Annotated in this window: 24 protein-coding genes; 17 read left to right on the forward strand and 7 right to left on the reverse strand. The window is 49.8% G+C overall.

What is annotated here, in order from left to right; translation table 11 throughout:
- Window positions 1-96 precede the first annotated feature (96 nt).
- Together G462_RS0115515 and G462_RS0115520 are read right to left on the reverse strand one after the other, a co-directional pair.
- Window positions 97-630: a hypothetical protein gene (locus G462_RS0115515; protein ID WP_026959802.1), complete on the reverse strand. Its 534-nt coding sequence runs from the start codon at window positions 628-630 to the stop codon at window positions 97-99.
- A 173-nt stretch (window positions 631-803) separates the two neighbouring features.
- Entirely contained in the window at window positions 804-1,202 is a 399-nt protein-coding gene (locus tag G462_RS0115520) for an H-NS family histone-like protein (RefSeq protein ID WP_035477943.1), read from the reverse strand.
- A gap of 119 nt (window positions 1,203-1,321) precedes the next feature.
- Here G462_RS0115520 and G462_RS0115525 point away from each other — a divergent pair, with 119 nt between their 5' ends.
- The 7 genes from G462_RS0115525 to G462_RS0115565 all read left to right on the forward strand — a co-directional run bounded on the left by G462_RS0115525 (window position 1,322) and on the right by G462_RS0115565 (window position 6,380).
- Window positions 1,322-1,804 (forward strand): hypothetical protein, encoded by a 483-nt coding sequence (locus tag G462_RS0115525; RefSeq protein ID WP_026959804.1) that lies wholly within the window; start codon window positions 1,322-1,324, stop codon window positions 1,802-1,804.
- A 579-nt stretch (window positions 1,805-2,383) separates the two neighbouring features.
- On the forward strand, window positions 2,384-2,857 hold the full coding sequence (locus G462_RS25130; RefSeq protein ID WP_157378641.1) for a metal-dependent hydrolase: 474 nt from the start codon (window positions 2,384-2,386) through the stop codon (window positions 2,855-2,857).
- A gap of 83 nt (window positions 2,858-2,940) precedes the next feature.
- Window positions 2,941-3,150, forward strand: coding sequence for a hypothetical protein (locus G462_RS0115540; protein ID WP_026959806.1), 210 nt, complete (start codon window positions 2,941-2,943; stop codon window positions 3,148-3,150).
- Window positions 3,151-3,530: 380 nt separating this feature from the next.
- The gene (locus tag G462_RS0115550) at window positions 3,531-4,235 is read left to right on the forward strand and encodes a response regulator (RefSeq protein ID WP_026959808.1); all 705 of its coding nucleotides are present in this window, start codon (window positions 3,531-3,533) and stop codon (window positions 4,233-4,235) included.
- Window positions 4,236-4,289: 54 nt separating this feature from the next.
- Complete coding sequence (locus G462_RS0115555; RefSeq protein WP_026959809.1) at window positions 4,290-4,757, forward strand: hypothetical protein; 468 nt, start codon at window positions 4,290-4,292, stop codon at window positions 4,755-4,757.
- Window positions 4,758-5,031: 274 nt separating this feature from the next.
- The gene (locus tag G462_RS0115560) at window positions 5,032-5,661 is read left to right on the forward strand and encodes a hypothetical protein (protein ID WP_157378642.1); all 630 of its coding nucleotides are present in this window, start codon (window positions 5,032-5,034) and stop codon (window positions 5,659-5,661) included.
- A 239-nt stretch (window positions 5,662-5,900) separates the two neighbouring features.
- Window positions 5,901-6,380, forward strand: a complete 480-nt coding sequence (locus G462_RS0115565) for a hypothetical protein (RefSeq protein WP_026959811.1) — start codon at window positions 5,901-5,903, stop codon at window positions 6,378-6,380.
- A gap of 51 nt (window positions 6,381-6,431) precedes the next feature.
- Here G462_RS0115565 and G462_RS0115570 read toward each other — a convergent pair whose 3' ends face one another.
- Window positions 6,432-7,334 (reverse strand): DNA replication terminus site-binding protein, encoded by a 903-nt coding sequence (locus G462_RS0115570; protein WP_026959812.1) that lies wholly within the window; start codon window positions 7,332-7,334, stop codon window positions 6,432-6,434.
- A 486-nt stretch (window positions 7,335-7,820) separates the two neighbouring features.
- Here G462_RS0115570 and G462_RS0115575 point away from each other — a divergent pair, with 486 nt between their 5' ends.
- The 4 genes from G462_RS0115575 (at window position 7,821) to G462_RS0115595 (ending at window position 10,680) form a co-directional block, all read left to right on the forward strand.
- Window positions 7,821-8,288 (forward strand): hypothetical protein, encoded by a 468-nt coding sequence (locus G462_RS0115575; RefSeq protein ID WP_026959813.1) that lies wholly within the window; start codon window positions 7,821-7,823, stop codon window positions 8,286-8,288.
- Window positions 8,289-8,358: 70 nt separating this feature from the next.
- Window positions 8,359-8,904, forward strand: a complete 546-nt coding sequence (locus G462_RS0115580; protein WP_026959814.1) for a hypothetical protein — start codon at window positions 8,359-8,361, stop codon at window positions 8,902-8,904.
- 11 nt (window positions 8,905-8,915) lie between these two features.
- Window positions 8,916-9,530 (forward strand): hypothetical protein, encoded by a 615-nt coding sequence (locus G462_RS0115585; RefSeq protein ID WP_026959815.1) that lies wholly within the window; start codon window positions 8,916-8,918, stop codon window positions 9,528-9,530.
- A 706-nt stretch (window positions 9,531-10,236) separates the two neighbouring features.
- Entirely contained in the window at window positions 10,237-10,680 is a 444-nt protein-coding gene (locus tag G462_RS0115595; protein WP_157378643.1) for a hypothetical protein, read from the forward strand.
- Between the two features lie 189 nt (window positions 10,681-10,869).
- Here G462_RS0115595 and G462_RS0115600 read toward each other — a convergent pair whose 3' ends face one another.
- From G462_RS0115600 to G462_RS0115610, 3 genes are read right to left on the reverse strand one after another with little or no spacing between them, the layout of a single operon-like run.
- Complete coding sequence (locus tag G462_RS0115600; RefSeq protein ID WP_157378644.1) at window positions 10,870-11,502, reverse strand: hypothetical protein; 633 nt, start codon at window positions 11,500-11,502, stop codon at window positions 10,870-10,872.
- Between the two features lie 40 nt (window positions 11,503-11,542).
- Window positions 11,543-11,998, reverse strand: a complete 456-nt coding sequence (locus tag G462_RS0115605; protein WP_169720179.1) for a hypothetical protein — start codon at window positions 11,996-11,998, stop codon at window positions 11,543-11,545.
- Complete coding sequence (locus G462_RS0115610) at window positions 11,989-13,251, reverse strand: hypothetical protein (protein ID WP_026959820.1); 1,263 nt, start codon at window positions 13,249-13,251, stop codon at window positions 11,989-11,991. Before G462_RS0115610 ends, G462_RS0115605 begins: the two co-directional genes overlap by 10 nt.
- A gap of 67 nt (window positions 13,252-13,318) precedes the next feature.
- Between G462_RS0115610 and G462_RS0115615 the strand changes: the two genes are divergently transcribed.
- Entirely contained in the window at window positions 13,319-13,573 is a 255-nt protein-coding gene (locus G462_RS0115615; protein ID WP_026959821.1) for a hypothetical protein, read from the forward strand.
- A 47-nt stretch (window positions 13,574-13,620) separates the two neighbouring features.
- On the opposite strand, the gene G462_RS0115620 is transcribed toward G462_RS0115615, so the two are convergent.
- Window positions 13,621-14,463, reverse strand: coding sequence for a hypothetical protein (locus G462_RS0115620; RefSeq protein ID WP_026959822.1), 843 nt, complete (start codon window positions 14,461-14,463; stop codon window positions 13,621-13,623).
- A 99-nt stretch (window positions 14,464-14,562) separates the two neighbouring features.
- On the opposite strand from G462_RS0115620, the gene G462_RS0115625 reads away from it, so the two are divergent.
- The 5 genes from G462_RS0115625 to G462_RS0115650 all read left to right on the forward strand — a co-directional run.
- Entirely contained in the window at window positions 14,563-17,178 is a 2,616-nt protein-coding gene (locus tag G462_RS0115625; protein WP_084405090.1) for a HipA domain-containing protein, read from the forward strand.
- Between the two features lie 5 nt (window positions 17,179-17,183).
- Window positions 17,184-18,506, forward strand: a complete 1,323-nt coding sequence (locus G462_RS0115630) for a tyrosine-type recombinase/integrase (RefSeq protein WP_051326791.1) — start codon at window positions 17,184-17,186, stop codon at window positions 18,504-18,506.
- A 416-nt stretch (window positions 18,507-18,922) separates the two neighbouring features.
- Window positions 18,923-19,192, forward strand: a complete 270-nt coding sequence (locus tag G462_RS0115640; RefSeq protein WP_026959825.1) for a type II toxin-antitoxin system TacA family antitoxin — start codon at window positions 18,923-18,925, stop codon at window positions 19,190-19,192.
- Window positions 19,193-19,735 (forward strand): GNAT family N-acetyltransferase, encoded by a 543-nt coding sequence (locus tag G462_RS0115645; RefSeq protein WP_245579582.1) that lies wholly within the window; start codon window positions 19,193-19,195, stop codon window positions 19,733-19,735.
- Between the two features lie 179 nt (window positions 19,736-19,914).
- Window positions 19,915-20,552: helix-turn-helix domain-containing protein (locus tag G462_RS0115650; RefSeq protein ID WP_026959768.1), on the forward strand; the 638-nt coding region annotated here is incomplete at its 3' end.

Raw genomic sequence — 20,552 nt, forward strand, 5'->3', positions numbered from 1 at the left:
TAGGATTAATGCGACGATGCGGCTGATATGGGCAGCTGCACATAAGCGCAACATAGCGCGCTCATGTACCGACTTGATGGAAATTACAGGGGTAATCTAGTTAAACCAATCTGGGTGCTGCTCCCGGTCACGTAGGCGAAGCATTTCCGAAGTCTCTACCAGTTCGTCAGCTGGAACAATCAACCCATCACTTGCTATCACACTCGGTCGCAACATTGGGCCATGCTGTTTGGAATGATACATGTTAATTAAACAGTGCAGTCTAGCGCCGTGAGGCGCTTGTAGTCGCCACTGCTTGTAGGCCTGTGTTTGAGTGGCATACGCCAACAGCATCATCCCCAACTCTTCCCGCTGACGTGCTTTAATTTTTCGTTTTATGGCCTTTTTAAATAGCGGCACAGTACCTGAAACCAGCATACCAATAGGGATGTCTCGCAACTGATGAGGCACAGCGTCAAGCGAGTCGTGTGCCAATGAGAACAGCTCGGTATAGCCAGTGTTGATGTCGCGAATGTAGATGAAATGATGGTCGACAGGGGTGCCCTGATCATTAAATGCTCCTAAACACCAACCGCTCGCTGCCAGTTGTTGTTTTGCGATAGCGTGGTCAATCTCGGTATTTTCGTTCATTTTGCATGTCCTACTAATGATATAGCCCAATCATAGCAGTCTCGGATATGATATAGCAAGAGGTTTTTAGTAGAACGGTGCGAGGAGTGTAGAAGGCCGACTAGGTATAACAAGTAGAGGTAAAGCAAGGCCCCATTCAACACAAACGAAAGTGCAGGGGCCTAACGAAAGGGTTAGATCAAAAAGTCTTCGAGCACACACTCACCACTTTCGATTTTTTGCTGGATGACAGAAGGAGTGCGCCCTTGCCCCGTCCATGTTTTTTCGACGCCGTCGCTTACGTACTTGTATTTTGCGGGCCGAGGTTCGCGGGATGGCTTTGGACTGTTCTGGATATGGTCAATTAATTCGGATGGTTCAACACCATCTTTTTTAAGCAAGTCCAAAACGTGGTTCAGCTTTTCTTCTCGCGCTCGCATCTTCGCCAATTGCGCTTGCTCTTGTTCTTCGCGCTCTTTAATGACGCTCTCGAGCCTTAGCATGCTGGCAGTAAGTTCTTCTATCGACATACTGTTCGTAGCAGCTTTCAAAGAACGAGCGTTAGTAAACGTGCGTACAAAATCCTTACTCACTATCTGTTTTCTCCAATGGTTATAGAAATAATATATGCAACTAACCTACATTGCGTTGCGGGTAAACACAATAGAATGTATAGTGTATATAGCAATTTGATTGGAGGAATGATGTGACCATGACGGAGCACACTGTTAGCACCGTAGTGTTAAGGCACGATGCCGGCGCCGAAATTCAAGCGAAATTAGTCCACGCCTTAATTACTGGCGAAACGCTCTATGGAGCGACCGTGGTTAAGTATGAGCGAGAAGCAGTACGTTCAGAACCGGAGACTATAGCCCGATCAGCAGTGACAGACGCGTACCAAGCGCGCAGTGACAGAGGTGAGTTGACCACGCTACTTGAGTTTCTCAAAAATGCAGAGATGTATGGTTTTTCCGTATGCTGTAATAACGATGAAAGTATAGCTCCTTTATATAGAGCTGCATCATTATTAGCTCACACCGCCCAGGCAACTAACCAGTACCTAACGCCACATAACTTCAAATTCACTCCAGGCTCAGCGCTTGAAAGAGACTCCCTAACACTATTAACAAGAACCAGAAACACGGTCGACAAGCTTGTGCTAAAAGCAAAAAGACAAAAAGTTGCGAGCGTTTAATTAGAAATCAGTACGCTTCAAATAATGCTAGACAGGGCATTAAATAAATTCGAATTGCAATATGCTTATGCTATTTAAGCTGAGCGTCGCTAACAGATACAATGTTCAGATTTCAGGTAAGGAATGTAAAGCGTGGGGCGTAATCCACCAAATAAAAGAACTGATGTTAGGAAAGCAAGCGTTCTGGTAGGGGTTGCGTCATTGCCAATCTGCATATTCTCGCTACTTGCATTTGCCACCGCGAGTACCAGTGAGTCGTTAAACGACCAAATGCCAGCTATCTACCTTATTGGCGCTAGCAAAATGACCATCGGCGAATCAGAGATCGCGACCGTGTTTGGCTATGACAAGTGCCCGCCTGATGCTTTCACGCAACATGCGTCGAGTTGCTTAAAAGTATCAAGCAAACAGTCTATTGATGTTCGCTTGATACTCAACTCCGGTGCAGTGATAAAGGAAACGTGGTCTGTAGATAGCAATATACAAGGCTTAACGCTTGTTCGCCCAAACGGCTTCCAGGTAGAACCCGCGGTCGTATTGCGAATTAAGCCGATAGGGCTAAACCGCCACAGGTAGCACTTGAAAGCACATAACCACTTAGTCACCACATTAAGCATGTATGTAGCCGCCAGCCAATGGCTACCTTCTTTGGCTCTGGCATTTCCGCACCCAGCCTTAGCTATACCGGTGATCGTGCTTGGGGCCTTGCTACCGGATATCGACCATCCCCAAAGCACGGTAGGGCGCCGTATTTCCATTATTAGTTACCCAATTAAAGCGCTACTAGGACACCGGGGCGCGCTTCATAGCGTGTTAGCCGTATGCATACTGGTATACCTGTGTCGTTGGGCGGATTCCACGATCTTATTTGCCTTTTCTTTCGGCTACATCGGCCACTTGGTGGGGGACATGTGTACGAAATCCGGTGTTGCTGTCTTTTGGCCCTTCGGTAGGCGGTACCGGATCCCATTTACCCCTGCGTCCAATCCTGTGTTCGAGGTGGCGACAGCCATAACCTGTGTAGCGATTGCCGCTTTCGCGTCGTTTACCTAGCTCACGCTTAATTGCTGATATCCCTATTCTAGTATGTGGAATTTGGCGGTAAGCTGGTGACTAAATGGACTATTGGAGGATTTATGGGGGTTAACCACGGACACTGCCCTTATTGCGAGACACCGCTGGGCGATTTGAACAAGTTAATGGACAAGCTTAAAATCACTTACCCTGACTCAATAACGGCACCTATGTTTTGCTGCGGCAATGAGGTCACCGCTTACAAGTACGGCTTGACCTATTACATCAGCAAGGCGGATGGTTCTGACCGTCAGATGATAGGCGCCGATTAACTCTACTATAAAGGAATTGAGCAGTTGTTTACTAAAGCCACATGTCTATTACGCGCCCGTAAACCGCTATGGATAGCTCTACTATTAATAATCGCGTTCAATGCCTACCCGTTGGATTGCGAACAGGATTACCTAGCCTACCAGAGTGAGGTACTGGCTCTCGTCACATCACTGGACGAAAGTGACAAAGCCAAAGGGACTGCGCAACGAGATTGTTTAGCTTTGATGCTGCAGGGCTCTAGCGGGCCGTGCGACACATTTGAAGAGTTTAAGCGCACGTTTCTATCGTTAAGTACAGCCGATCAAACAACAAGAGGCCCCGTATGCTTTCAAGGGCTAACAGACAAACTCGACACTGACCTTCATTTGATAGAGCTCAAATGAGTAAATCCAGCATAAACAACACCACGTCAATTTCTATAGCGTCTGAAGCGGACTACCTACGTGCGCTCGCCCAGCTCGATGTCGATGTTCCAGAACGACGTCAAGATAGGACGACTGAGTTGACGGAGTCGTGGTCGGCCCACCAGTTTTTGGCAGCGCTACCCCAGTTGGGGTTGCTGAGGTATCCCTTTACGCTTGAGCGGCGAGAATCGCCGGATATCGCCCTTCATTTTACCGATATAAGTATGGGGCTGGAGTTGACCGAAGCGATCCGAGAAGACTTTGCGAAGTATCAGTCGATGACAAAGGGAAACATGGATAATGCCCCAAGGTTCGCTTTCGCAGACAAGGCCTACACAACTAAACAACTCAAACGGTTGGCACATTCACAGACTGCACGGGCTGTCGCATGGGCGGGAGACTCAGTGGAAAAGGATTTTGCGCTTGGTGTTAAACTCTGCGCAAAAGCGAAGACAGTAAAGCTGCAAAAGTATCAGCGGTATGACAATAACTCCTTGTTGATATATTTCAATAACCAAGGGCCGATACCTGATCCGAAAATGCAACAAGACTACGCAGCTGAAGCGCTTGATAATTACTGGAGTGAGCTCGGGTTTGACAACATTTATGTATTGCGGGGCACTTGGCTGTACTGCTTTGGTCGTACTAGGGCGTTTCGAGTAAGGACAGTCGAAGCCTAATCGCCAACCAAGGACTTAGCGCTCACAGCGTTAGTACTCATTATAGGAAATAGCATGATTAACAGTAGAAATGCACAAACCGGTAACTCCACCTTCGGGTTGGCGCTATTGGGGCTTTTGGCAACCTTGACAATGGCCAATGCCTACAGCAACGATTACCAGGCCATGATCGAGATGACAGTCCCAACCGGAACCGTATTTAGGGCAGCGAAGCAACTGGAGTTCGGAACGCCACTTGCCGTGAGCGAGCACCAGGACGCAGAGGAGTGCAACTTCTTGATTCAACCGGGTCACCCCTACAACGAAAATACACCTGTCAAACTTAGCGTTCATTGCCAGTCGCCCGACGCTGATGTGAGTTATGAGTTCGACTACAGTCAGACGTTTATGCTTGCGCTCCCAACGGCTAAGCAAACCGGCATATCCTGCCATGTCGCAGTAGACCAACAGATATCATTCAATGGCGAGCAGCTGCAGTTTTGCATTGGCTTTGCCGAGCTGAGCGAGCCAAAAGGGAGTTGATAGCCACGCCCGCCCGTAAAGCGCATTACCGAGATAACCGCCGTTGAGTGGGGTCATGATCCCGTTTGCTCGGTACATTCCAACGGACCAGCTGGTGGACGTCGCCGAGGTGCAACGGGGCCGAGAATGCAATTGCATCTGCCCCAGCTGCAGCGTACCCCTAATCGCCCGCAAAGGTGATAGTGGTGAACGAGCTCATCATTTCGCCCATGATACGAAAGCCGGGGTAGCACCTATTCAGGCATGCGAGCTGTCGTTTCATGTGATTGCTCGGATGATGCTATTACAGACACTGAATGAACTCGATAACTATGTCATCGACACGCCTGGTATGGTGATTGATGAATGGGCTGAAGATACCCACGGCAGGGTAAAAGGGTTCCATGCTACAGTCACCACCCCGCGCTCAATCACGCTAGAGGAGGTGTGTGCGTCGCACGATGGCCCGAACAAGGGATTTGATCTGGTCGGGGTAGTCGCTGGTAATCTACTCAATATTTCACTCGAGCACCCTCAGCGACCGAGCCAAAACGTCCATATCGACCCTAAGCACGCGGTATTGCTCATCGACATCACCGCGCTATCGATGGCCATGGCCGACAATAAGCGCGCCTTCTTGGAGATCATGTTGGACTATGTTGCCTGTCACGCGCCAAGGCGGTGGATAAGCCACCCCAGAATGGCGCAAGCTAAGCAAAAATTAGCACGCGACATAGCCGCTTGGAAACAGACCTCGCGACAAGATCCTGCACCGGCACGTGAATCTCGACCATCATCGCCGGTTGACTGGTCCATGGTTCCCGCTGAACATGATGCATATTGCCTACGATGCCGCGTTTCGATGGGCAAAGTCTCGCGTTGGTGCCCAACATGCTTTATGCCGGTAAGCAAACGACCAGGCTAAGCGAACCCCAGCTCGATTGTTTACTCTGGATGACCATCACTAGTAGCGTTTACCCCACCACAAGAACGTATCAGGCTACGTGGTTGTGGCGATAGCCGCCCTCACCACCAGCAGCAAAGTCGCCGCGCAAGCCATTGAAACAATTTGCGAATACGGGCTTGATAATAGGGAGGGCACAGCGTTACAGTTGGCAAAAACGCCCTCGCTGCAGGCAAGGGTTGGCAAAAGGAGAGGTTACGATGTATGTAATCGCAAAACTTAATAATGAGATCTGTAAGCCCCATGGAATTTCGCTGGGTATCGCCGCACTGATAGAAGCCATCGGGCAGGAAGGCGCCGATTACCCCACCCTGATGGTACGCACGAGTGCGTCAAAGCAGTGGTTGGTCGATAAGGTCAAGTACCATGAAGACCTGTTTGCACGCCGCCAGCTGACCAAAGCGGAGTTGCAACGCCGGGGCTTGAACCAGCATAAAGCCTCGCTGGTAACGCTTAGCCGTAAAGGCCGCAGAATATTGGCGGCAATACAGAAGGCGAATGCCAGCCTTGGGGGCCACGGCAGTTTTGAAAGCACCGCGCTTACATTGGTTAACGAAGCGCTGGTTAGTCAGCAGGTAATCCGTGGCCAAGCTGAGCAGAATCAAAACTATGCTCAGGCATTAAAATGCGAAGGGGCTTTGGAGTCTTTGAATACACTTAAAGAGAGCCTTTGCGGCTAGTTCGTCCACCCAACCGATCACTCCCTCCAGCGATTGCTGCAATCGGCAGACTTAGGCTAGCCGCTGTTCTATGGTCCAACCATGAAGACTACCAATACGCGTGTTGTTGGTTTTGTCGCTTCGCTCAACGCGCTCTTTGGGCGCATAGCTGGGCAACGGCTTATGCTCGATGCGCGCTTCCTGCACAATCAGGATCGGCAGCGCCGCAGTGATGGGCTTAGTCGCCCCGCTGCGCTTAACATTGGCAGCCGGCTGAACCTTCACTTGGCGCCGAAAACGCAAACTCGCCGGGGGAACGGACTCGATACGACTTGCCAGCGCGTGCATTGCGACAGTCTTGTCTGCATCCCCCATTCGACCTTCAGCAAGTACAGCGTCCAATAACGACGCGAGTGAGCGTTGCCATTGGATGGCATTCTTTGGCTTGAGGGTATTCAAGGCATCTTTGTTAAGCCAGGTGCAGCGAATGCTATCAACATCGCCCTCGGCGAACAGGCTGATCTCTCTATAGAGATGGACGGTCATGACCCCAGGGCATTGCGAGTGCAGGGCGTCAAAACGGGCGGTGCGCGATTCAAAGTTGTCTGTTACCAAGTGTTTTATCTCTCGCTTAGCCTGATTGATGCAGTCGACCAGTGCCAGTAGTTGACCCGGGTCATCCACTTGAGACGGCCTGATCTGACAATACCCGGGATAGCGTCGCGCAGATTTCTTACTGCAGCCATCTTTAATGTGCAGATCGCGAAAGGCCGAACAGGCGGTTACCATCGCCTCGCGCCCCGTGTGGTGACGGGGTACGATAGTCTCCACCGGAAGGTGTTCATCACCGGGCTTAATTGGAGGAAGCGATGCCACCCGAGCAAGGTGGACCGGGACGCGCATCAGCCTTTGCTCGAGCTTTCCAAGATCGCGTGATAGCAGGTCAAACGTCGCGCGAATTTGCGCTAATGCCATCGAGTTATCCATCCGTTATCCATCCCTAGTTACAATGCACCAGCGTTTGCCGGCAAGTAAAGTGTCTTATATATGATATAAGCAACAGCGCCCCAAAACCAGCACGTTAAACCATCATGCCAACACATCATTTAAACCATCATGCAACATGCCCCCCCTCCGCAGGTCTCATTCGTCGGACGCCCGACTCACTCGCCCTGGTAACACCACCCTGCCATCCCCGCCAGCGGCGGGCCGCAATAGAGATAAGTGGAAATAAAAAAGAGAAAAAGAGAGAAAAAAGAGCGTTTGGCAGGGGAGGGAAGGCGGCCGAAAGTGGGTCATCAAGCGCCGCTGGTGGCGTGGCTATGGGGGGATATAGCTTATTGCATGATGGTTTAAATGTTGAAGTTTATATCGGCGCCGGTTAGTGGGATTAGGGCTTTTATGGTGGTCGCCTATTTGATATAGTCAGCGCCACTACCTTTGTGAGATAGCCTGTTTGTCATGAGCGAGTTCGGAGAACACCTTAAGTTTTTTAACGATGATGCCAGCGCCACCGTGCAATTTCAGTACGTCGCTAGCAAGCAGGGAAAACTGACGCTCCAATTACAGATTGCGCCGCTGCGCAATGGCAACGCTGACTACAACGTCTTAGCCCCCCTACAGCTGACGACCGAAGAGCTCCATCATGTTTGTGCCTGCGTCTGCGGGATCCGTACAAAAGCGAGTGGGGCCTTTCATGGTGAACAACGCAGTAAAGGTTTCCAATTGCACAACAACAACTGCAAGGGCATGTGGCTAACCCAAAATCAGCGCGGACAGAGCTTAAGCTATGGACTGACACCCAGTGAACGCACCGAGCTGATGGCATTTTCACTGCGCCGGTTGGCCATGGCCTGGCACGTCAGCGTGAGTGATGTGATGGCGATTTTGCGTCAGTCGTTCAAAATGGATACGGCACCCCACGAATAGTTTACAATGTATAGTGTATATGCGATATTCGTTTCGGTAATCTTGCCACACCGAGAACGAGGAGTTCGTTATGCGACCATTATGGAAAGCGTCTGCCCCCCTGCTGATTGGCCTCGCCGCTGCAGGTTGCTCTACCACTTCGACTACTGAGGCGTCATCTGCCATCTCCCCAATCCACCAGCACTTTGGTACCGAAGACGTCGGGATCTTATCTGGCAACGTGCGCGTCACATCCTGCGCGCGAGTCAGTGAAGACAATTCCATTCCAGACTGGCGCTGTAACACCCTCACCACCTGGACAACCGCGCCTACAGCGAAGAGCCGTATAGTCAGCACGTATGTAAAAGAGGCCGAGCATGAGATCAATGCTTCATACACCGGCTTAGCTATTTTACAAGCCGATCACGAAAACGAGTTGGTCTACAAGGTAACGAGCGACGGTATCACCGTAACCCACAAGGCCCATTATCTGCACGATCATACGGTCGACGGGGTTACCACGCAGATACCTGTCCCCACCAACTGCAGTTACAATTTACCTTCGGTCGACGATATCGGTGTGTATGAGTCCATCGACCATAGCGTCTGCCATCTTCGGGTTACCCACGTTCAATAGGGTGGCCACCCATGACAACTAATACAACCGAACGCTCGGTCAATCACGCCCATCTGGCCGCGGCGGCGGTCACCGATTTAATGGTTCAGCTTACTTACTTACGATACGGCTTGCGCGTTCCGGTCGGGCAGCTGGTGGATCCCACCTTCAATCCTAACGATAGGGCTTACTATAGCCTCGATGCAAAGGAGGGCGAGCACTACAACCACGCGTTTTTGATAGGCAAGACCATCGAAGCCATTCAAGGGAAGGGCGGTACCCGCGACACCTTGGCGCTGTTCGGTCAGTTTGTGGGGGAAGCTATCAAAGACGATTACATCAATAAACGGGTGCAGCTTGAGCTGACCCGTATCGATGACAGCGCCGCCTATAAAAAAGAGTGGGAGGCTAACTTTAATCGAGATACTGAAGAACGCGCGCTACTACTGGACCCCTTAGTACCACAAGGCCACGTGCACTACCGTTATGTCTACACCTACTGCAGACAACACGGAGGGTATCGGTCCAGCCGCGAGCTCGTGAGTGCACATTGCGAGAGCTACTGGCAACAACATCCTTATTGGTTCGATTACTGGGGACCTCCTGAGGATGATCGCGGTTTAATTTGGTACCTGGACTACGAGTAAGCTTTTAACAGAAACGGAGGTTTCAAAATGGAACATTCAGCTTGGTAACAGCCTGGCGAACTCGCTTTTGATTACTGACACTTGCTGACGCCGACCAAGGGTTGGTCTCCTATTTAAAATAAGAGAAAACCAACCCTCCAACAAACCCGCTTCGATGTGCTAGCATCTCTTACCTCAACCTAACTGACGAACAATATCGCGTGCCGATACTCCCCGTTATCATACGCCACCGACATAACGCTGCCAGTGTCGAGATAGGCCCACAAGGCGTGCTACACGGCGCAAAGCTAATCACCGGTAATCGGATCCCAGTTCAAATGCGAGATGCCTCTGTGCAGTATTACCCCTACAGCGGGGCCATCTACGCAGAGCAACTAGCCAACCCCAGGTGGCAAAAAGTCAAACTCGTGGATCTCACTGCTTACCGATTAGATGAATACACCCCATGGCAGGACGTGGCGAAGAACCATTATTGTGTCGGTGGCTACCATCAAGGCGGACTTTACTTGGCACTAGCTAACAACAGACCTATCCAATTTCGCTTACCCTCCACTGGCCAAAAAATCACTGACAACGTGTTTCCACTAAAGCGGTGAACGCAACTGGCACTCTCAATAAACGTCCAGGCTTTCCGCTGAATTAGATTTGGCGTGTTAATCAATGCTCTATACTTATGGCGGGCGTCCTTCTGTTTGGAGTTGTGTTCATGGAGCGAAATCGACAGATTTCATTAATTGAGTTGCCTGATTCCCCTAAAGAAGCGAAGGCCATTCTTTACTTGCACGAATACAGAGGTTTGGTCATCGAATTCACCAATCAGTACATTACGTTTCCCGTAGAGCACTGGTTAGCGACGTTTAGCTACACCGATAATCAGTTTATGCTACATAGGGACAATGACACCCCACAGTTAATACGTGGGGTTTCCCCAGTATTAGGCAAGCAAATAGCAACTTACGCTGGCTTGCCAGTGTCCAGCGCTGGTTATTACCTCTCTGTGGAAGAAAAACGCTCTGCATGGATGATAAGTCAAGCCAGACAAGATGTGGCTATGTGGATAAAATCTCACCCTCGCCTTGCGAACAGAGTTGGCATGCACCGAGGCTATACCGTTGCGAATTACTATCAAGATGGCTACTGCCTGTATTAATTAATCGTGTTTCCGGTTATAGACGGATAAAGCTTTTGATTACCATTCACTATAAACCAGCTTCTTGCTGGTTTTTTGTGCCTGGAAGCGGGGGAGTTATCCATTACGTGCAAAACCATAAAGATGTGACAGTAGAAGACATCGTTAATGTAGCTCGCCTAGCCAATGAGCCGCACGGCCTTTAACGCGTCAGTTGTCACACACCCAGACGTAGTCGTTGTTCAGGATACCCGCTGTTTTTAAATCTTGCTCTAAACGGCTATCTACCTTAGCGCTACTGCAACGTGTATTAATGGCTTTCTTCCATCCCTGCTTGTATGCCTCAGCCAACAGCAAAAAAACACCCTCGCGTACAGCCGGGGTTGCGTTGCTCAACAACAATGCCAGGCGCTCATTATGACTGAGGTGTGGATTGCCAGAACGAAGAGCATCGACATCAGAAAGCTGCTCACTTAGAGACCAAGACTTACTGTCGATGATGTACTCAAGTGCCGCATCTATTCCGTTTTCCGTCGTTCCATCGAAACCCAAATGCAACTTTGTAGCGACGACAGCCTGCCAAGTGCCTTCCTTAATGGTGATTGTTCGCTTATTGAGCTGACTTTTGGACCGAAAGTTTCTATACCGACTGCCCAGCGTTCGGTGAGCTTTTTGTAGCATTAGAGGCCGCAATAACTTCATAACCTCTTTATAACTGGACAACTCAGGGGCCTCGGGGCGCTGATGATAGTGCTCTGGCGAATTGAAATTCGCCGGCACCATCAAACCTTGATAGCTTTCTTTAGCAACAAACCGCTCCCATAACTGCTGCTCACTGGTCATAAAAATAGCCTGATACGTTTTGTACGTTGGGGCTATGTTATCACAACCTCGCATGAACAGGCTTGCTTATTTGATTGGAACGCTCTTTTGCTATTGAATCTGCCAGCATTTGACGTAATTGGTCCCCACTTCGAGACTGCCACTCATCAAGGTGGACAGATTTCAACTTATTGGCCAGGGACATGGCTTCCAACGCATCACGCCGATGGATTGCGCAAACAGGCATTTCGTTGATATCTCTTGCGTAACGGTCGTTTAAATAGTCTTCCACCAGCCCCAACAGGTAACTGACCGTGACGCGCTTTCGAGTCAAGTAGATCTCCAGGCAGCGCGTCGAGTCGTCGTGCTTGCCAAGTAACGGATGCGCACGGTAGCGAGGGTGGTTTGCGATTTGCTCCTGTATACCCTCGCACAGCGCACCTCGTTCGAATAGGCTACCGAATAGCTTGCCCATATGAGCCTCGAATAATGGCATATGACTAGGTACTAAGTGCATGCAAGTGTATCTCCATGGGTAGGGGACGTAATAGGTGCTGTTACTTGCTCCACACCTACTTCCGGTTCGTCTAGCGTTAACTTGCCTTCACAATAGCAAACAGCCGGCATGTCAGCTAAGCAGTCTAGTCTCAATGATGGCAGCTGGGGTAGTTCTACTACTCGGGCAGCAGGATAGTCACAGTGCTCAGCCCAATCTCTGTCGGACACCATCTGCTCATGGTCAAAAACTCGGGTCCCTATACGGATGCCATAGCGAAGGGCTTGGCCATGGGCATCATCAACCAGCACGACGGGTGCAGCAGGTACGCCATTTAACTGCCTGCTAAACCAATGACTCGACGCCAACGAGAGGGCAAAATCCAAGGGCATGGCAGAGTAGGGGAGCTGCGCTAAGGGCTCAGCAACCGATGTCATGAGGTGCTCAAGTCCCTGAGTCGTCTGAAAATCTGGCTGTCTAACGTCAGTATTAATTTGATCTGATAGCTCTTCGAGCAGATCATAACCACCGGCCGCGACTAATGCCCGCTCAAAATCATTGAGGAAAAACATCGAGGCCTGCTCCTCTTCAGTAAGCCAGTCGCTAACGACGTCTCTCATCGTACCGCCACTACCAAGCGACCGCTCCAAGAAGCAGTTGTGCTCTACACTCATCAAGTCAAAGAAACAAAGCTCTTCACTATCACCTACGTATCGCACTCCTAGATTATCGCCATGAAAATCAGTTGCTGCCAACCCAGCGTGCGACACAGCCAACACGGCAGCTTGCAGTTGCTCGAACACTTTAAGCTCATCATCATCGAGAGGATGGCTCGAGCCGAAAGCCACCTGGACCTCGTGTTTGTCATCCGTATCTATATGGATGATCTCGGGAACGGGTATGGAGAGCGTGTCTAACATCGCTTGCGCGTCAACAAGCACTGGGTCATCTACATCTTCGGGGGTTGTCAGGCGCTCTTGAACTATAACGCCTAATTCTCCCACGACACACACTGCAACAATGTCAATCAGATTTGGTGTGACTGGAAACGGCTGAGCCCGGCCTAACCGCTTTGCCAGTAGCCGAGCAGCGCAGCAAATCTCGTGTGGGGCGCGGGTAATCTTTGCTACAAGCCCAGCGCTTGTATCGAACGCTTCACCATAGGAGCCACTTCCAATGCTGTACTCAATCCCCTGAGGAACTATATGTTGTCTATCAGCTAAACATTCGAGCACTGCTGTCGCTATCTCATCGTTATTTGTAACATGAGCCATGCCAAACCTTGCGCCTAAAACTATTAGTGTGCAATATACTATGTATTGCGCGGTAAAGGAATCAGCTATGGACGCTGTACAAGAGATCATATATCTCGTTATTTCGTTCGGAATATCATTGGGCAATGCTTTAGTCGCAATCATCGCCGGTTGGCTAGGTTGCGAACCGACTGTTGTAGCGATTTTCTTGCGGATTGTAGAGTGCGGAAAGTATTGGGTGCTATTTGCTATCGAGCACCCAATCGAAGGGTTTTCTTACTTTTTTGCATTGATGTTTACCATCGGCCTCGTGAAGCTGTTTCTAAAAAAAATCTTGCTGTAATCTTGCCCCTATCATCCCGATAACGCGAGAGCAGGGCGGGCAACGTCCTACATAAGCATTGTCGAGGCATTGTTTCTTTGAGAGAGAGAAATCACCGTCATGAGCGACATGTCTGAACGCTCGTGACTGCTTGTCACCGCTTCACTCAGGGGCGGAATCAATGGATTCGACGGCATTAATTCGACCAGTGCATTGTGAAAATCACACGCCAGATCATGACTGATCGAGACGGTGTTATCATCTACACAAAGCTCATCAATCAGTTTACTGATCAGTGCACGCGGCGTTGGCTGTTCCCCAGCGATGGGTGAGTCAAGATACGCCTGAAGCTCTGTGACAATATTGAGCATTCCATCGAAGTTTAGCTCGACGCGCGCTGGCCATTGATGCGCAATATCATTATGTCCAGTCCATTGATTAAAGCTCTTGGCCAACTCCATACCACTTTTGGGTAACTCTGTATTCCCATGGATGTAGTGGGCCACTTGATGAAGCATTGGCAACGGAACATACTTATCGAACGTGAGGTCGAATCCACCGGTTCCGTTCAATACGCCAATCAGATACGAACAACTGTCAGTCATCCCGATCATTCGTTCTCTAACGCGCGGCGATTCAAGCGCTGTCATCCCACGTTCAGCATAGGTTTTGCTGAGGATCCGCCTGCTCGGCCTGGGCGCTGACTCTGACTGATTCAAATGGAGAGCAAGTCTGCCAAGTGTGCCATGTCGTAAATGCTCAAACGCATGCAATGTGTTTAACACCAGTAAAGTCGCCTCAAGCGGTAACTCATGAGCAATGACCGGATTTATCGCGTTATTAAGGTCACGCTTTGCGACGATCTGGCCATCTAAGAGTAACTCATCGTTAAGTGCGTAAAACTCCGTCATCTTGCCTCCGTAACTCATGTCCAATAATTGGGATTATTGGATACAGCGCATCCCTATAGAGAAAGCATTGTGGTACACTACAAAACACAATGCAATACCATGTATATTGCATTATATTATAGAAATGATTTTATAGATATGATGAATGAGATGCACAAGACCAAAGGTCGCTTTAGAAAGCCAAACTTGTTCCTCGCCGGTAAAAACATTGATGTCGATACGGCCAAGGCCCTGGTAGAGCAAGGAAAATTACTAGAGCTGTGCGTGTTTGCGCCAACGCCAAACAAAGCGAAAGGCACCAGCATTGAGCCAATGTGGCGTGACCTGTTCTATATCGAGCACCCAGCCGACATCGCGAAGTCAATGCCATCCGCGGTCCACCAGTATTACCTGCGCGATGCTGTGTCTTTTCATTTTGAATTGATCCAAAAGCGGATTTCAGGCCTCCCCAGCCCCATCCATGAGCGCCGTAACTACCTGTCCCAACAACACGGACACTCGATCAACTTTCAGCCGCTTCCGCCCAATTATGTAATTGGCGTTATCAGCCGCCAAGGTAAACCCTTGCCAGTTATGCGATGCCAATCCATCTCGGTACCAGTGGAGTTTCAACCACTACTGACTGAAATAGTGGATGTTGCCAATCCGCCGATCCCCTCCTCCATGCTAAGCCACATGAAGGACGCCAAAGATGCCGAGCTGGCACGAGATACGTTAGCAGGGATGGCTGGTTATCGGCTTAATGCTATCGCTCAACTGGGTATAGCTCCAAGCACCTACTATGACGGCCAATCAGGCCTTGATCATCTGCTTCGCAACTATATTCGCAACTCCTTTTCTGCTCGCAATATGAGTGAGCTGGTGGGCAATATCAAAGAACTGCAATTTCAGGTCAGCTCCGGCAACACATTTCCATCAGACCATCCAGTTACCCGCCAATTGGCGTCCAACCTCAGCAAGATCCAATTGTTTTGCAAAGAGCACCACGACCGCTTAGAAGAGCACTTATTTTTGGAAGGCCCATTGGTAACACGCTCACGTGCCAGTTTTCATTTGAATTGGTACGAGAAGCGCTTCGCAACCATTGTCGAACTGGCTAATGGCGATATCTTCCACGTGACCCCCAATGACTGGGCCAAACCACTCGATATCGAACGCACCCCTTCCCTTGATGCCTGTCTTATCTACAGCCTACTGCCCGAGCTGAAGCGGGAAGCCACCTCGCTACCAGTTCAACAAGTTGCACAAGATGCAACCAGACTTATCGGGAATTTTTGGTTTCAACCAGACAAGCTAAACGAAATCATGGGTGCCACCACCCGCCAGAACCCCTACTCCGTCTCAAGCCGACATGCAGATGACCCATTTGACATGCGATTTCACGCGCCCATGGTTGATTATTTAACAACTCGGCTGGATGATTCCGTGGTGTTTGAGGGGCGTATTGATGATGTCCCCCACTTTGACGATCAAATCGGCGCCAGTATTGAAGCCATCAGTCGCGATCAAGACACGTCGCAATTGTCGGGCATGCAGATAAAGCTTGCGATTTCGTTGAGCGAAGATAGCAACGGGATAAAGACTATCCGCCGACAAGACGGCAATATGCCGTTCACGCACATCGCCAAATTCCCCATGACTGCCGATCAGTTTCGCTACACTGCCATCGCTGAATGGCTAGGCTTAACCATGGCGAGAGCCGCCGGCCTGGAAGTGCCAACGTTCCAGCTGGTCAACTATTACAGTAACCCTGATTCTACGTTTTACCATGTGCCCCCCACCGAATTACCGAGCACATCACAAGAAAAGCTACAAACAAAGATTGAGCAACACATCACCCAGTCTGGCTTACGCCGGACCATCACTGGCAAGGACATTCCCAAAGACTGCCCGCCGTTTATCATTATTGAACGCTTCGATATTCCCGACATTACTAAAGAGCCCCTGCTGGAGCGTCGGATTGCACCATTTGACTTTGCCGCGCTGTTAAACAAATCGTCGAATGCGAAGTATGATTGCTCCATGGAACAAGTCGCGGGAGCGCTTAGGGATGTAATTACCGATCCAGAGCAGCTAAATGACGCCTTTGAGAACCTATTCTTGCAATCCGCCACGTCAGTGATTGTGCAAAATAATGACTTACACCTTAAGAACCTGACCTTGCTTAAAGAAACGGTTGCAACGCCTCAAGGTCAGAAAACGCGCTATCGTATGAGCCCAACCTACGACGTCCTCATCACGACATTACTGAACACAGGACTCGCCTATGACAGTGCCGACAACCTGCATCAGGCACTACCGACGGGCACCACCGCCTCATCTAAGGGCACACAAGGCAACATATTCCCGGGAAAAAGCGATCTGATTAACTGGGCAGTCAACCACTGCGGGCTCACTGAAGCTCGAGCCAGCGAGCTGTACTTCCAAGCCATAGACGGCATCGAGAAGTGTTGCAGGACACTACAAGCCTCGCCACCAGCAGAGTTTGCAAGCAACCGTCAATGGTTAGAGTGCCTGCAAAAAGGCACGGCCAGCGTTCTCAGGAACATTAACCATTTACGTAACTATCAAATGACCTTTGGTGTTACGACGCTTCGCCATGATGAACGAGACTCTTTTCAACATTTTATTGAGCACTTTCATCAGGTCACTGAAGACGCAAAAGAACAGCAATCACCCGAGCAGGTGTTTGATTGCTTTAACGCTCAGCTGTAACATCGATGCAGTCAGCCAACAAAGCCAACGCCATGCCAACACAGTACACCCCTCCCCCGCTCATTCCGTTATTTGAGAGCGGCAATAGTTTCAATGAGGCAAACTCGTACATTTATCGCCACCTCCAAGCACTCAACGCCTGCATCGACGATGATGTGTTGGCTATCTATGATGCTACCGCTGACTACTTAGAGGAGCTTACACCTGGCTCACCTAGCTTTACCACTATGCGCTCTGAAGCAACCCTGTTTCTGATCTGGTTATGGCGCAAAGAAGAAAGGCCGGTACCGCTTCGAGCGCTGAACAAACGGCACTTATTGAGCTACTTGCAATGGTGTAGCACCCCACAGACCGAATTCATTACCGATGCTTCCAGAAAGCAGTTCATCAAGCATCCCGGGTATTCAGATCCTGTTCCCAACCCTAACTGGCGCCCGTTCGTCGTGACCAAAGGCAACCAATGGCAAGGCTTAAGCCCCGAACGGCGTGTTCAAAAGCTCGCGTTGCTTTCAATGCTATTTAATCACTATGCCGAGTACGAGATAACGCCGGGCAACCCAGCCGCTCCCCTACTTAAAGCGGAAAAACGCAAGGTCGAGAGCAGCATGGAAGCGAACAGTTTGCGGGACAAAGCGATGACGCAACTGGAATGGAGCTATGTTATCGAGACCGCAGAGCAGATGGCTGAACAGCATTCTGAGCACGAGCGTACCTTATTCCTGATATCGTTGATGTACTCGTGCTATCCACGCATATCGGAAGTGGCTGCGAGGCCAAGTTATGAGCTGAACTGGGGACACTTTAGACGCATCCCTGAAACCACCAGCTTATGGCAGTTTCATGTTCTTGGTAAAGGTCGGAAGTGGCGAGCGATCTCTGTGAGCAAAGCACTACTGAGATCCATTACACGTTACCGCAAGTATCTTCGGCTTAGCGATTTACCCTCACTTGGTGAACAAACGCCGCTATTCATTCGCACGCAAGCAGCGCCACATGGTCGACATGCCGGCGTTCGCGAAGCCGGACTAGGCAAACGTCGGATCCATGATCTGGTTGCACTGGTCTTCAACAATGCCTCGGACAGACTCAAAGCTGATGGATTCGAAGTTGAAGCATTGAGGGTTAAAGAAATGAGCGCCCACAGCATTCGCCACACCGGCATCACCCATGATGCCAACTACAACGAACGGCCATTACTTCACATTCAAGCAGACGCAGGGCATGACAGCATAGAGACCACATCGCTCTACCTTTGGACAGACAGCAAAGAAAGGGTGTTAAGCGCCAGTGACAAGAAACTAGATACGTTGCGCGACCAACTACCTTAACCTGCATTAGCTCAGACCTGGTCTGGCAGTCACTTCGCGGAGAAAGTGAACACTATGAGCTAAATCCCGCAGGTCCCGTTAGCTCGCCTTTGGACAGAAGTGCATTGGCACGAAAGTCAGCAGAGTCGATGCCCATTAAATTTGACTTTGACCCTTCTAGCTCTATTGGTGCCGGCCATGCTTTCTTGCCTGCTGCGCTGGCTTTGATTGCACCGCCCTCTTGAATCACAAGCGTTGAGCTTTTGGCATGTCTAATGCGCAGATAATGCGAAAGAAACAGCTAGTATACTTGCTGTTTTTTGCTTCCGGTCGTAATATCAAAGTGTACGTACATTGATACGTACACGCTGATATTAGAGCGATACTAATAATTTTAATCGGGATAGCTTCAATAAGCGCCCGAAGGAGATATGGCCATGGCAACTAAACGATTTGAAATGCGCCTTGACGATAAGCTTAGACGCAAGGCTGAAAAGGCTAGCGCATTGCTTGGCAGAAATAGCTTAACTGAATACGTTGTTAGACTTCTCGAAGCCGATGTAGAGCGGGTTATCTCTGAGCATGAGTCTTTCTCGGTGAGGGAAGATATTTTTACTCAGTTTATGGCCGCTTGCGAACAGCCAGCTAAGCCTAACGCAAAACTACAGAGCGCATTTGCCCGATATAAAGAACAAGGTTTCAAGTAATTGGATATCGCCTACTCGAAAGACTTTGAGGAACTGAACAAGGCAAAGCATGAGCGCAACACGTTTGACTGCGGGATCGCCGGGCTTAACACCTTTCTAGCCAAACACGCGCTGCAAAACTTTAAGGCGGGGGTGAGCATTACTAAGGTTCTTCCGTACTCTGAGCCAGAAAGCAACGGCAAGCACTCCGTGTGCGCGTTTTACTGTACGTCAGTAACAACGATGCAAGCTGAGTCTTTGCCGCAAGCAATAGCAAGTAAACTGCCGCGCTATCCTATACCACTATTTCTGGTGGCTCAGTTAGCGGTAGATAAGAAGACTCAAGGACAAGGCGTAGGAGAGGCCGCGCTAATGAATGCGTTAGAGCACCTAACAAGGGTCAATGAGAACATGCGAGCAGTAGCTGTTGTGGTTGACTGCATTGATGTTAACGCCAAAGACTTTTACCAAAGGTATGGTTTCGAGCACCTGTGCGAGGTTAACGGAAGGGAGCGTCTGTTTATCTCGATGAATGATGTGCTGGCAGCAGTAGGTAGTAGGTAGTAGGCCAAACACCAAGAATGCGCCCTTTTGGCGCTTTCTTCTGGCTGGAATTGACTACCCCCCTCTTAAAGTGTATTAGTTCCGACCAAATCTGACACATCTATTTGAAAAGTAGAGAGTTACCCGTTTTGATAAAGGTGTCGAATCTTCAATCAAAACAACAAAAGAGGTAACTCTCTATGCTGCATACTAACAACCCGATCATCAAACACAAAGCTGGCTTGCTCAACTTAGCCGAAGAACTTGGAAACGTTTCAAAAGCCTGCAAAGTCATGGGCGTATCGCGTGACACCTTCTACCGCTATCAGGAACTTGCAGAGGAAGGTGGCTTGGATGCCTTAATCAACAAGTCCCGCCGAACACCAAACATTAAGAACCGTGTCGATGAAGCGACAGAGAAAGCGGTCGTTGAGTACGCTATCGCCGAGCCCGCTCATGGCCAGCACCGCACCAGCAATGAGCTACGCAAACAAGGTGTGTTTGTTTCTGGTAGTGGTGTTCGTTCCATCTGGCTGCGCCATGATTTAGAGAACTTTAAGAAGCGACTCAAGGCACTCGAAGCCAAGGTGGCTAGCGAGGGCATTATCCTTAGCGATTCCCAAGTTGCGGCTCTAGAGAAGAAAAAGCAAGATGATGAGGCCTGCGGAGAGATAGAAACGGCTCACCCCGGTTATCTAGGCTCTCAGGACACGTTCTATGTGGGCAACCTCAAAGGCGTAGGCCGCATCTACCAGCAGACCTTTATCGATACTTACAGCAAGGTGGCATTCGCCAAGCTCTACACCACCAAAACGCCAATTACGGCTGCCGATGCCCT

The sequence above is a fragment of the Aliagarivorans taiwanensis DSM 22990 genome, from assembly GCF_000429505.1.
GTDB lineage: Bacteria > Pseudomonadota > Gammaproteobacteria > Enterobacterales > Celerinatantimonadaceae > Aliagarivorans > Aliagarivorans taiwanensis.